We start from the raw sequence: 13,314 nt of genomic DNA on the forward strand, positions 1-13,314 counted from the left end.
CAGGTGCGCAGAGTCTTTTGATGGGTGCAAAGGCGGGGATTGTCGCACAACACAATCCCTGTAGGCGCTGCCGGAGACTGCGATTGGCCGCGAAGCGGTCATACGGACCTTATCGCGGGCAAGCGCGCGCCTGCAAAAACAATCAAGCCCCGCATCGGCGGGGCTTGGGGTGTAGCGCTGCTTGGCTTATTTTTTCAGGCCAAGTTTTTTCAGTTCTTCATCACGCAGTTCCCGGCGCAGGATCTTGCCGACGTTGGTCGTCGGCAACGCGTCGCGAAACTCAACCGACTTCGGCACTTTATAGCCGGTGACATTGGCACGCATGTGTTCCATGACCTGGTCTTTGGTCAGGGTCACACCCGGTTTGACGACGATGAACAGCTTGATCGCCTCGCCAGATTTTTCGTCAGGGATACCGATGGCGGCGCACTGCAGGACGCCGGGCAACATCACCAGCACGTCTTCAAGTTCGTTGGGGTAGACGTTGAAACCGGAGATCAGAATCATGTCTTTCTTGCGATCGACAATGCGCAAGTAACCGTCTGGCTGGATGATCGCGATGTCGCCGGTTTTCAACCAGCCCTCAGCGTCGAGCATTTCATCGGTGGCTTCCTGATTGTGCCAGTAGCCTTTCATGACTTGCGGGCCTTTGACACACAACTCACCAACCCCGCCCAATGGCAACTCATTGCCTTCGTCGTCGATCACGCGGCACAACGTGGATGGCACCGGAATGCCGATGGTGCCCACCTGAATCTTCTGGATCGGATTGACCGTGGCCACCGGGCTGGTTTCGGTCATGCCGTAACCTTCACAGATCGCGCAACCGGTCACTGCTTCCCAGCGCTCGGCTGCGGCCAATTGCAGGGCCATGCCGCCGGAGAGGGTGACTTTCAAACCAGAGAAGTCGAGCTTGCGGAACGCTTCGTTATTGCACAGCGCCACGAACAAGGTGTTGAGGCCGACAAAGCCACTGAACTTCCACTTCGACAGTTCCTTGACCATCGCCGGCAGGTCACGCGGGTTGCTTATCAGGATGTTGTGGTTGCCGATCAGCATCATCGACATGCAGTGAAAGGTGAAGGCATAGATGTGATACAGCGGCAGTGGCGTGATCAGAATCTCGCACCCTTCATGCAGGTTGGAGCCCATCAGCGCCTTGCATTGCAGCATGTTGGCGATCAGGTTGCGGTGGGTCAGCATGGCGCCCTTGGCCACACCGGTGGTGCCACCGGTGTACTGCAACACCGCAACGTCGCTGCTGACAGGCGAAGCGTCCTTCACCGGCTGACCATGGCCCTTGCTCAGCACGTCATTGAATTTGATCGCCTTGGGCAAGTGATACGCCGGGACCATTTTCTTCACGTACTTGATCACGCTGTTGATCAGCAGACGCTTGAGCGGTGACAGCATATCCGCCACTTCGGTAACGATGACGTACTGAACCTCGGTCTTGGGCACCACTTTTTCGGCCAGATGCGCCATGTTCGCCAGGCACACCAACGCCTTCGCGCCAGAATCGTTGAACTGATGCTCCATCTCCCGCGCGGTGTACAGCGGGTTGGTGTTGACCACGATCAAGCCGGCGCGGATAGCTCCGAACACAGCGATCGGGTATTGCAGCAGATTGGGCAACTGCACGGCGATACGGTCGCCCGGTTGCAGGTTGGTGTGTTGCTGCAGATAAGCCGCAAACGCACCCGACAATTCATACAGCTCACCGTAAGTGAGGGTCTTGCCCAGGTTGCTGAAAGCCGGTTTGTTGGCGAAACGCTCACAAGACTGCTTCAATACCGCCTGAATATTTGGATACTCGTCAGGATTGATATCGGCAGCAATGCCAGACGGATATTTATCCTTCCAGAAATTTTCGATCATGGAAGCCGACTCCTCAGCGACAGCGAATTCTACACACCGCTTGAATGCGATTATTTTTTTGTGTTTTGTTGCGGGCTTTTTGCTTACCAATGGGGCAAAAAGCGGGCCGAGAGTAGCAGCTTTGCCAGGGGTCGACTAGAGCCAATAGTGGCCCGTACAGTCATAATAGTGACTTATAAACATATATTGGTCACATTTAGAGTAAAAATACTACTCGGCGGAAAATGGGGTGTCGGTGACTCCGTGTGGAGCCATTCGCAGACACGTCAGCGCCTGAAAATTGATCAAGGCGCTGACGTGTCTGCGAGAGCGGTGTGTCTGGCACAACGCTCTACAGAACTAATGACTCAGGCGATATCACGCAACTCACGGCGCAGGATTTTGCCCACTGGGGTCATTGGCAATGAGTCGCGCAGCACGATGTGTTTGGGCACTTTGTAGGCGGTGAAGTTTTCTTTGCAGTAGGCCTTGAGCTCTTCAACACTCACGCCCGACTCGCGCGCCACCACGAACAGCTTCACCGCTTCGCCCGAGCGATCATCCGGCACGCCGATCACCGCGCAACTGGCGACCTGGGGGTGTGCCATGACGACATCTTCGATTTCATTGGGGTATACGTTGAAGCCGGAGACGATGATCATGTCTTTCTTGCGGTCGACGATGCGTACAAAGCCGTCCGGATCAATCACGGCGATGTCGCCGGTCTTCAACCAGCCGTCAGCATCCAGCACTTCGGCGGTGGCATCAGGTCGGTGCCAATACCCCTTCATCACCTGTGGGCCCTTGATGCACAGCTCGCCACGCTCTCCAATCGCCAGCTCGACACCGTTGTCATCGATGATTTTCAACGCCGTACCGGGTACAGGAATCCCCACCGTGCCCAGCCGCGCCTGATCGCCGTATGGGTTGGTGCAGGCCACCGGGGAGGTTTCGGTCAAGCCGTAACCCTCAACAATTCGGCAACCGGTGAGTTGCTGCCAGCGTTCGGCCGTGGCCTTGACCAGCGCGGTACCTCCGGAGTTGGTGAGTTTGAGGTTGGAGAAGTCCAGGCTTTTGAAATCCGGGTGTTCCATCAAGGCCACGAACAATGTGTTCAGCCCCAATAATGCAGAGAAGCGCCACTTTTTCAGCTCTTTGATGAAGCCGCCGATGTCCCGTGGGTTGGTGATCAGCACGTTATGGTTGCCGCTGACCATCATGCACATGCAATTCGCGGTGAAGGCATAGATGTGGTAAAGCGGCAACGGCGCGATCATCACTTCGCTGCCCTGCTTGAAGAGTTGGCTACCGTCCGGGCCATGCTGCGACATGCAGGCATAGACCTGCTGCATGTTCGCCACCAGGTTGCCATGGGTGAGCATCGCGCCTTTGGGCAAACCGGTGGTGCCGCCGGTGTATTGCAACACCGCAATATCGTCACTGCCGACCTTGACCCCTTGCAAATGATGGCCGCGCCCCAGCTTCAATACGCTCTTGAACGACACGGCCTGTGGCAGGCTGAACGCAGGGACCATCTTTTTGACTTTGTCGACCAGGGTATTGACCAGCCAGCCTTTGGCCGCAGGTTGCATATCGCCCATCTTTACTTCGATCAGGTACTGGATATCGGTGTCGGGCAGAACGTCCTGCACCAGCTTGCCGAAAATATTCAGGTAGACCAGTGCACGGGCACCTGAGTCCTTGAACTGATGGCGCATTTCGCGAGCGGTGTACAGTGGGTTGGTGTTAACCACGATCAGGCCGGCACGCAACGCACCAAACACCGCAATCGGGTATTGCAGCAGGTTGGGCATTTGCACCGCGATGCGATCACCCGGCTGCAAGTCGGTCTGTGTTTGCAGGTAGGCGGTGAACGCCGCCGAGTAACGTTCCAGCTCGGCGTACGTGAGGGTTACCCCCATATTGCTGAAGGCCGGGCGATCAGCGAACGTCTTGCAGCAGCGTTCGAATACCTCGTTCACTGACCTGTAAGCGCCGAGGTCCACCTCAGAGAGCACGCCTGCGGGCCGTTTGTCGTTCCAGAATTCAGGTTGCATTGTTTTTTTGTCCTTTTACCTGAGTGTGTCTGGCCCGCTGCATTAAAAGCGGGGCTTGCCGGACGTTAGCAGCTAACACCCACAAGGCAAATAGCGCGCAGTGCGTCATCAACAACGTGAATCTTACTGCTGGTCGGACTGCAATTTGTCGATGCGCTATACACTGCAAACAGTAGGTCACGCAGGGCATAAGGAATCGCCATGAGTCATGATGCTTTCTGGCTTGATACCCACGATCACAGTCGCCTCTACGTCAGCCATTGGCAGCCCTCTGTCACGCCCAGGGCGGTGATGATGCTGTCGCATGGCATGGCCGAGCACAGCGCTCGCTACGAGCGGTTCGGCACAGCCTTGACTGCCGCGGGTTTCGAGCTCTATGTCCCTGATCAGCGGGGGCATGGTAAAACCGCCGCCCACGGCGTGCTCGGGCACTACGCCGATAAAAACGGCTGGAACAAAGTGGTGGGTGATCTGGCCTGTCTGAGGCAGTACATTGCCCAGACGCATCCAGGCCTGCCGGTATTCCTGATGGGCCACAGCATGGGCAGCTATATTGCCCTGGCGTATTTGTTGCTTCACAGCGCCGGCCTGCAAGGCGCAATTCTCAGCGGGTCGAACTTTCAGCCGGTTTCGCTTTATCGCAGCGCCCGCCTGATCGCCCGGCTGGAGTCCTGGCGCCAAGGGCCTACCGGGCGCAGCGCGCTGATCGAATGGCTGTCGTTCGGTTCGTTCAACAAAGCGTTCAAACCCATGCGTACCGCGTTCGACTGGCTCAGCCGCGACCCGCAAGAAGTCGACCGCTACGTGAACGATCCGTTATGCGGCTTCCGCTGCACCAACCAATTCTGGCTCGACATGCTGGCCGGATTGCAGTACATCAGCAATCCGGAGAACCTCGAACAGATTGACCCGGGCATGCCGCTGCTGGTGATGGGTGGCGAATGTGATCCAGTCAGCAATGGCACGCGTCTCAAAGACCTTGCCGACGCCTTGATTTCGGCGGGCAATCTAGCGGTAGAGCTGAAAATTTACCCACAGGCGCGGCACGAACTGCTCAATGAAACCAACCGCGATGAAGTCACTCGTGATTTACTCACGTGGCTGGAGCACGCTCTGGCCAATCCACGACCACCGCGCACCGAATGAATGAATCGGTTTTTTCAAAACATCGATACGTAAATCGTCAACCAACACGCCACAGGATTATTCAATGACTCAAGTCACCAATACGCCTTACGAAGCTCTCGAAGTCGGCCAGACCGCCAGCTACAGCAAAACTGTCGAAGAGCGTGATATCCAGTTGTTCGCTGCGATGTCGGGCGATCACAACCCGGTGCACCTTGATCCTGAATTCGCAGCCCAAAGCATGTTCAAGGAGCGTATCGCTCATGGCATGTTCAGCGGCGCACTGATCAGCGCGGCAGTCGCGTGTGAGTTGCCAGGACCGGGCACTATTTATATCGGTCAGCAAATGAGCTTTCAGAAGCCAGTGAAAATTGGCGACACCCTGACCGTACGCCTGGAAATTCTGGAAAAGCTGCCAAAGTTCCGCGTGCGCATCGCTACCCGTGTATTCAACCAGCGGGATGAACTGGTGGTAGATGGCGAAGCCGAGATCCTCGCCCCTCGCAAGCAACAGACTGTCACCCTGCCGACCTTGCCGCCTATCAGCATCGGCTGAGGTCACCGCGCCCGCACTTTGGTGCGGGCACGACTAAAGTCGAGACGAAAAAAAGGCGACCGAAGTCGCCCAAAGTGCCTTGCGTGCTCATGTACCGAAACGACTCTCAGCCTTACTTGCGCTTGTGCGAGTCCTTCCAGATAAAAACTCCCAGGCCTGCGAAAAACAACACCATCAAGCCCACGGTGACAACACCGGCGATAACCACATTATCGAGAAACATAACCGCCTCCCCTGACCTGCCTTGTTCGATAGGGCTAGGTTAGCCAAGGTGACGTTGGGGGAAATTGACCCAGATCAAGCGCCACCGCGACAGCGCGCGGCAGGTGGCTAATAACTGATCTGTGTCAAATAACGGAAGGGGGGGGAAGCGAGCGATCAGGGCTTTTTCGGTTTGCCCTTGGGCTTTTTCTTGGCTTTGCCCATCGGCAGCGCCTGCTCGAAAGCCTTGCGCACTTCGTTGAGGCGCTTGTCATTGAGGTCATGCGTGCGCTTGGCGCGTTCAGCGCCCAAGTCTATCAATTTGTCGTCTTCGCTCATGGTCTGCACGTCTTGACTACGGGAGTGCTGTCAATAATGCGGGGTGACGGCGGCCATGACCAGTGGTGATCTGCCTTCTTACACGACAAAAACATTCAGCGCGACCAGGCATGCAGAGAACCTGTGAAGGACGCCTGAACAACTCATACCTCGACATCCACCCATAAGCCCTGCCTTGGCTCATCATCCATCAACGCCACCACCGGCACGGTGTTGTCGGCGTTCAATGAATCGCCTGGAACGGCCAAGGGTTCGTCCTGCACATCCTGATGACCCTTGCCACGTTGCCGTTCGTGCTGACGCCGCTGCTCTTCACGCAACATGATCGCGGTCTGTTCGGGGTCGCGCTTGCGCAGGTCGATAGTGCTTTCGTTGGAACTCGGCTGTACCGGCACCACAGGCGGGATTTCCGGCCTTTGCTTGACGGGGTCGAGTTGCGAGGTGACTGGCACTGCACTCAGCGGAATCATTGGTGGCAGCATGGTGGTTGTTCTCCTTATCAGCAGGCTGTCGGCTGCCAGTTCGTCGACTTGAGCCGCTTGACGCAGGACTTTCGACTCTGTTCTGGCCAACAAGTGCCTTGCACGGCCCTGTGCGAGGGCCCGTATCCAATGAATACGGGCTGATTTGACGGGGCCCTTTGGTTTGGGTGCCCTGATCCGTTAATATAGTCGGCTTTTCACGGCGGGAGTCAGGCAGCATGGCGCAGCAGTATCAACCGGGGCAACGCTGGATTAGTGACAGCGAAGCCGAGCTGGGTTTAGGCACCGTTCTGGCGCAAGACGGCCGCTTGTTGACCGTGCTCTACCCGGCCACTGGCGATACCCGCCAGTACGCACTGCGCAATGCACCGCTTACACGCGTGCGTTTTTCGCCAGGTGACGTGATTACGCACTTCGAAAGCTGGAAAATGACCGTGCGCGAAGTCGACGACGTCGACGGCTTACTGGTTTACCACGGCCTCAACGCCCAGAATGAACCTGTCACCCTGCCGGAAACCCAGCTGTCGAACTTCATTCAGTTCCGTCTGGCCTCTGACCGCCTGTTCGCCGGGCAGATCGACCCGCTGGCCTGGTTCTCGCTGCGTTACCACACGCTTGAGCACACCAGCCGTCAGTTGCAGTCCTCACTTTGGGGCCTGGGCGGTGTCCGTGCGCAACCCATTGCTCACCAATTGCACATCGCCCGCGAAGTGGCTGACCGTATCGCGCCACGGGTTCTGCTGGCCGACGAAGTAGGCTTGGGTAAAACCATCGAAGCCGGTCTGGTGATCCATCGTCAATTGCTGTCTGGCCGTGCCAATCGGGTGCTGATCCTGGTTCCGGAAAACCTCCAGCACCAATGGCTGGTGGAGATGCGTCGCCGTTTCAACCTGCAAGTGGCATTGTTCGACGCCGAACGCTTTATCGAAAGCGATGCCAGCAACCCCTTCGAAGACACGCAACTGGCGCTGGTCGCGCTGGAGTGGCTGGTCGACGACGAAAAGGCCCAGGACGCGCTGTTTGCCGCGGGCTGGGATCTGCTGGTGGTCGACGAAGCTCACCACCTGGTCTGGCATGAAGAACAAGCCAGCCCTGAATACTCGCTGGTCGAGCAACTGGCAGAAGTCATACCCGGCGTTCTGCTGCTGACCGCCACCCCGGAACAACTGGGTCAAGACAGCCACTTCGCTCGTCTGCGCCTGCTCGATCCGAATCGTTTCCATGACCTGCACGCATTCCGCGCCGAAAGCGAAAACTATCGCCCGGTGGCCGAAGCCGTGCAGGAATTGCTCGATCAGGGCCGCCTGTCGCCTAAGGCACACGAAACCATCCACGGATTTCTGGGTGCCGAAGGCGAAGCCCTGCTGGGCGCGGTGGCTGATGGCGATACCGAAGCCAGCGCACGCCTGATCCGCGAGTTGCTTGACCGCCATGGCACCGGCCGCGTGCTGTTCCGCAATACCCGGGCTGCCGTGCAAGGCTTCCCGGAGCGCAAACTGCACCCGTATCCGCTGCCCTGCCCGGCCGAATACCTGGAATTGCCGGTGGGCGAGCATGCCGACCTGTACCCTGAAGTCAGCTTCCAGTCGCAGCCAGACGTCACTGAAGAAGAACGCTGGTGGCGCTTTGACCCGCGCGTCGACTGGTTGATCGACACCCTGAAAATGCTCAAACGCGTCAAGGTGCTGGTGATCTGCGCCCACGCCGAAACCGCGATGGACCTCGAAGACGCGCTGCGCGTGCGTTCCGGGATCCCGGCCACCGTGTTCCATGAAGGGATGAACATCCTCGAACGTGACCGCGCCGCTGCGTATTTCGCCGATGAAGAGTTCGGCGCACAAGTGCTGATCTGTTCGGAAATCGGTAGCGAGGGCCGCAACTTCCAGTTCGCCCACCATCTGGTACTGTTCGACCTGCCGGCGCACCCGGACTTGCTGGAACAACGGATCGGTCGTCTCGACCGGATCGGCCAGAAGCACATCATCGAGCTGCATGTACCGTATCTGGAAACCAGCCCGCAAGAGCGCCTCTTCCAGTGGTATCACGAAGCGCTGAATGCCTTCCTTAATACCTGCCCGACCGGTAACGCCCTGCAACACCAATTCGGCCCGCGCCTGCTCCCGCTTCTGGAAAGTGGCGATGACGACGAGTGGCAAGCCCTGGTCGACGCGGCACGCGAAGAACGCATCCGCCTGGAAGGTGAACTGCACAGCGGTCGCGACCGTTTGCTGGAACTCAACTCTGGCGGTGCTGGCGAAGGCCAGGCACTGGTTGAGGCGATTCTTGAACAGGACGATCAGTTCACGCTGCCGATCTACATGGAAACCCTGTTCGACGCCTTTGGTATCGACAGTGAGGACCATTCGGAAAACGCGCTGATCCTCAAGCCGAGCGAAAAAATGCTCGACGCCAGCTTCCCGCTGGGCGATGACGAAGGCGTGACCATCACCTACGACCGCAATCAGGCGCTCGCGCGTGAAGACATGCAGTTCATCACCTGGGAGCACCCGATGGTCCAGGGCGGCATGGACCTGGTATTGGCCGGTTCCATGGGCAACACCGCAGTGGCACTGATCAAGAACAAGGCGCTGAAACCCGGCACCGTATTGCTGGAACTGCTCTACGTCAGTGAAGTGGTTGCGCCGCGCTCGTTGCAGCTGGGTCGCTACCTGCCTCCTGCGGCACTGCGCTGCTTGCTCGATGCCAATGGCAACGATCTGTCGGGCCGTGTTTCGTTCGTGACCTTGAACGAGCAGCTGGAAAGCGTGCCGCGTGCCAGCGCCAACAAATTCATCCAGGCACAGCGCGATGTGCTTAACCCGCAGATCAATGCGGGCGAAGCCAGGATCGCGCCGAAACACGCCGAACGCGTGGCTGAGGCGCAACGTCGACTGGCCGCCGAGACCGACGAAGAGCTGGCACGCCTGACCGCTCTGCAAGCGGTCAATCCGACCGTGCGCGACAGCGAACTGGTCGCGCTGCGCAAACAACGCGAACAGGGCCTGGCCATGCTTGAGAAAGCAGCGCTGCGCCTGGAAGCCATTCGGGTGCTGGTAGCCGGTTGATCTGCTGACTGCTTGACCGACAAAGCCCGCTGATGCGGGCTTTGTTGTTTCCAGCGCATCACTAACGGGGGGTGTCAGGCCGTCACCGCAGGCATATCCGGCTCATCCGCCGCCATCCCCACTTTCATCCGCTCGGCATCTCGAGCAAAGCAGCGCGACGCCTGGAGCAGGAACAACAGCGTCAGGAACAGCGCCACCGGAATCAGATACATCGCGTCGTGCAAGCCATCGGCCTTGAACACTTCGCTCATCTGCCCTGCACCTGCCGACAACATCGCCGAATGGGCAAAATAATCGGACAGCAGTCCGACTACCACCGGCCCAAGCCCTCCTCCCAACAGATACAACCCGGCGAAGAACAACGCCATGGCCGTGGCCCGCAGGCGCGGCTCGACCACATCCTGAATCGCCGTGTAGACGCATGTGTAAAAGTTGTAGGAAAACAGCCAGCCCACGCTGAACACGACGACGAACAGGCCGATTTCAATGCGTCCTGAATGCAGCGCGTACCCCGTAGCGATAGCCGCTATCAGCATGCTGACGGCGGCAAACAACAGGCGTCCATTGGCAACGCGCTGATGAATCTTGTCGGCAACCCAGCCGCCAAGAGTCAGGCCGAACAACCCCGTCACACCCACAATCAGCCCGGTCGCCATGGCGGCGTCCTGCAACGGCAGCAGAAAATAGCGCTGCAGCATGGGCACCATGAACGAGTTGCAGGCGTAGGTGGCGAAGTTGAACGTCAGGCCCGCCAATACCAGCCAGCCAAAGGTAGGAATCGATAACACTCGACGAATCGGTTTGTCGATCTTCTCTTCAGAGATCCGCATGCTTTCGGCCGCGCCGCGCTTGGGCTCGCGGATAAAAAACATGAATATCGCCAGGAGCAAACCGGGCACTGCCGCGATGAAGAACGGCGCACGCCAACTGCCGAATGCCTGGACCAACGCACCGGTGGTGAAGAACGCCAATACCAGCCCAAGCGGCAGACCGAGCATGAAAACGCCCATGGCCCTCCCGCGACGGTGGGCCGGGAACAGGTCCCCGATCAGCGAGTTGGCCGCCGGTGCGTAGCTGGCTTCACCGATACCGATGCCCATGCGCACCAGCAGGAACGCCCAAAAACTCCCCACCAGGCCGTTGGCCGCTGTCAGCCCGCTCCATATTGCCAGGCCCCAGCCCATTAATTTGCGCCGCGAACCGGTGTCGGCGATGCGACCTAACGGCAGCCCGGCAATGGCATAAACCACGGTGAATGCGGTACCGATGATGCCGATCTGAAAATCGCTCAGGTGCCATTCCATACGGATTGGCTCGATGATGATCGCCGGAAGGGTGCGGTCAAAAAAATTGAACAGATTTGCCAGGAACAGCAGGAACAGAATGCGCCAGGCATTCTCCGCTTCGGTCGAGGTCTGCATGTGGGGTCCGTCTCTTTTATTGTTATTCAATTGGCTTTCAACACACCCAACCGACAACGAGCTTGCGAACTTCAAGCCTGCCGCAGCCGAGCCTGGAAGCTCCAATCTAGAACCCGCAAACACACCTGTCTGTAAACATTCGTCACGCTGATAGGGGGTAATGGGAAAACATCTCAAGGCCTGCTTTCCTCAACGAAGAAGCCACCATCTGGCGTGGGACTTTTCGCTACGGCACAGCGCCAACTGCCGGCTTGCAGGTTACCTACCTACTCATCTCACACTTGCCGCGCACCAATATGGCGCACACAATCAGGCCTGCGCCCTGTCCTGGATCAACACCCAAGGTGCCACGACAACCGCCCACAGAGGTGGATCTCGCTCAAGAAGATCCAACGCCCGCGATTCAGCTACCTTGCTGACGTCCCCCGCAGCAAGCCAGGCAGCTACTTTATCGGCCTGATTTTCGGCCACTGCGTGCGCCACTTCGATCAAATCCAAGGGGGCTTCGACCCACAACAGGGCACCCCTCGCAAAGAATGGTTGCAATTCACTCCAGGTGATTGCGGCGGTTTCGCCAAGCAGTTTGGCATAGAGGGTGCTAGCTTCTTTCGTCATGGGTTTCACCAAAGAGAAAATCGGCGCAATCATAACGCCGCAATTTCGACAGACAAACCCAGATTTAAGTGGTTGATTGCACGAAAGGTTCAGAAACGATCGGGGGTGCGGACGGACATGTGCAGCTCACATGCTCAAGAAGCTGGTTAGATTCTGTATCTTTCTTTCAATTAAGCGACATCATGCGGTTTTCCCCCCAGTAGCCAGCTTTTCAAGCGACAAACCGGCGCTCTACACTGTACCGGTACAGTTGCCAGGGGGATGACCGGGCGTTTCTAATCCGGTCCTGCAGCTTTGGCCGCCAGGATTATAAAAATTAAAACACAAGAGTGGAGCATCATGACTAAGGGTACTAAGCAGATTTCCAAGCTGTTTGCCGCATTGGTTCTGGCAGGGGTTGCCAGCCATTCGTTCGCTGCAGATACCATCAAGATCGGTATCGCCGGCCCTAAAACAGGTGCTGTTGCCCAATACGGCGATATGCAGTTCAGTGGCGCAAAAATGGCCATCGAGCAAATCAACGCCAAAGGCGGCGTTGACGGCAAGAAACTCGAAGCTATCGAATACGACGATGCCTGTGATCCGAAGCAAGCGGTCGCGGTTGCCAACAAAGTCGTCAACGATGGCGTGAAGTTCGTTGTGGGCCACCTGTGCTCCAGCTCGACTCAACCGGCTTCGGACATCTACGAAGACGAAGGCATCATCATGGTGACCCCGGCCGCTACCAGCCCGGAAATCACCGCACGTGGTTATAAAATGGTCTTCCGCACCATTGGTCTGGACAGCGCTCAAGGCCCTGCGGCCGGTAACTACATCGCCGATCACGTCAAACCGAAAGTCGTTGCTGTCATCCATGACAAGCAACAATACGGTGAAGGCATCGCGACCGCAGTGAAGAAAACCCTCGAAAGCAAAGGCGTGAAAGTCGCCCTGTTCGAAGGCATCAACGCTGGCGACAAAGACTTCTCGTCGATGATCGCGAAGATGAAGCAAGCCAATGTCGACTTCGTTTACTACGGCGGCTACCACCCGGAATTGGGTCTGATCCTGCGTCAGGCGAAAGAGAAAGGCCTGAAAGCCGGCTTCATGGGTCCAGAAGGCGTGGGTAACGCGTCGATCTCCCAGATCGCTCAGGATGCGTCCGAAGGCCTGCTGGTGACCCTGCCTAAATCTTTTGACCAGGACCCTTCCAACAAGGCACTGGTAGAAGCATTTGCGGCGAAGAAAGAAGACCCAAGCGGTCCGTTCGTATTCCCGGCTTACGCAGCGGTTGAAGTGATCGCAGACGGCATCAAGAACGCCAAGAGTGAAGACACCGCCAAAGTCGCTGCAGCGATCCGTGCCGGTACCTTCAAGACCCCGACTGGCGACCTGAGCTTTGATGAAAAGGGTGACCTGAAAGACTTCAAATTCGTGGTCTACACCTGGCACAAAGACGGCACAAAAACAGAAGCTCCGCTGAAATAACCGGCACGCTTGTGACTCACCCAAAGCCCACTGCATCCACAGTGGGCTTTGTTTTACAAGGTAACGGGAAGAGCGCTGCGCTATAGCAACTCTTCCTCCCTGAAAATCTTGAAACCGTCACCAGTGATT

At 57.5% G+C, this 13,314-nt stretch carries 11 protein-coding genes; 4 read left to right on the forward strand and 7 right to left on the reverse strand.

The annotated features are described in order from the left end of the window. Nucleotides 1-186: 186 nt before the first annotated feature. Both fadD1 and fadD2 read right to left on the reverse strand, forming a co-directional pair. Entirely contained in the window at nt 187-1,878 is a 1,692-nt protein-coding gene (fadD1, locus tag K0F75_RS22260; protein WP_219064121.1) for a long-chain-fatty-acid--CoA ligase FadD1, read from the reverse strand. Nucleotides 1,879-2,225: 347 nt separating this feature from the next. After that, nucleotides 2,226-3,914, reverse strand: coding sequence for a long-chain-fatty-acid--CoA ligase FadD2 (gene fadD2, locus K0F75_RS22265; RefSeq protein WP_219064122.1), 1,689 nt, complete (start codon nt 3,912-3,914; stop codon nt 2,226-2,228). Nucleotides 3,915-4,115: 201 nt separating this feature from the next. Between fadD2 and K0F75_RS22270 the strand changes: the two genes are divergently transcribed. Beyond that, nucleotides 4,116-5,060 carry an alpha/beta hydrolase gene (locus tag K0F75_RS22270; RefSeq protein WP_219064123.1) on the forward strand — a complete coding sequence of 315 codons (945 nt, stop codon included), beginning with the start codon at nt 4,116-4,118 and terminating at the stop codon, nt 5,058-5,060. 64 nt (nt 5,061-5,124) lie between these two features. Beyond that, entirely contained in the window at nt 5,125-5,595 is a 471-nt protein-coding gene (locus K0F75_RS22275; protein WP_219064124.1) for a MaoC family dehydratase, read from the forward strand. 112 nt (nt 5,596-5,707) lie between these two features. Here the strand turns inward: K0F75_RS22275 and ccoM are convergent, their stop codons facing one another. The 3 genes from ccoM to K0F75_RS22285 form a co-directional block, all read right to left on the reverse strand. Further along, nucleotides 5,708-5,818 carry a cytochrome c oxidase subunit CcoM gene (gene ccoM / locus K0F75_RS26085; RefSeq protein ID WP_306823069.1) on the reverse strand — a complete coding sequence of 37 codons (111 nt, stop codon included), beginning with the start codon at nt 5,816-5,818 and terminating at the stop codon, nt 5,708-5,710. A gap of 155 nt (nt 5,819-5,973) precedes the next feature. Further along, a complete protein-coding gene (locus tag K0F75_RS22280; RefSeq protein ID WP_219064125.1) occupies nt 5,974-6,135 on the reverse strand; it encodes a hypothetical protein in 162 nt (53 codons plus the stop codon). Between the two features lie 143 nt (nt 6,136-6,278). Then, complete coding sequence (locus K0F75_RS22285; RefSeq protein ID WP_219064126.1) at nt 6,279-6,617, reverse strand: aspartate-semialdehyde dehydrogenase; 339 nt, start codon at nt 6,615-6,617, stop codon at nt 6,279-6,281. 218 nt (nt 6,618-6,835) lie between these two features. Between K0F75_RS22285 and rapA the strand changes: the two genes are divergently transcribed. Next, on the forward strand, nt 6,836-9,682 hold the full coding sequence (rapA, locus tag K0F75_RS22290) for an RNA polymerase-associated protein RapA (protein ID WP_219064127.1): 2,847 nt from the start codon (nt 6,836-6,838) through the stop codon (nt 9,680-9,682). Between the two features lie 74 nt (nt 9,683-9,756). On the opposite strand, the gene K0F75_RS22295 is transcribed toward rapA, so the two are convergent. Together K0F75_RS22295 and K0F75_RS22300 are read right to left on the reverse strand one after the other, a co-directional pair. Beyond that, nucleotides 9,757-11,103, reverse strand: coding sequence for an MFS transporter (locus K0F75_RS22295; RefSeq protein ID WP_219064128.1), 1,347 nt, complete (start codon nt 11,101-11,103; stop codon nt 9,757-9,759). 309 nt (nt 11,104-11,412) lie between these two features. Continuing rightward, nucleotides 11,413-11,718: a DUF2288 domain-containing protein gene (locus K0F75_RS22300; RefSeq protein WP_219064129.1), complete on the reverse strand. Its 306-nt coding sequence runs from the start codon at nt 11,716-11,718 to the stop codon at nt 11,413-11,415. A 339-nt stretch (nt 11,719-12,057) separates the two neighbouring features. On the opposite strand from K0F75_RS22300, the gene K0F75_RS22305 reads away from it, so the two are divergent. Further along, complete coding sequence (locus tag K0F75_RS22305) at nt 12,058-13,185, forward strand: branched-chain amino acid ABC transporter substrate-binding protein (protein ID WP_219064130.1); 1,128 nt, start codon at nt 12,058-12,060, stop codon at nt 13,183-13,185. Nucleotides 13,186-13,314: the final 129 nt, after the last annotated feature.

Origin of the sequence: Pseudomonas sp. UMAB-08 (assembly GCF_900095225.1) — a bacterium.
GTDB lineage: Bacteria > Pseudomonadota > Gammaproteobacteria > Pseudomonadales > Pseudomonadaceae > Aquipseudomonas.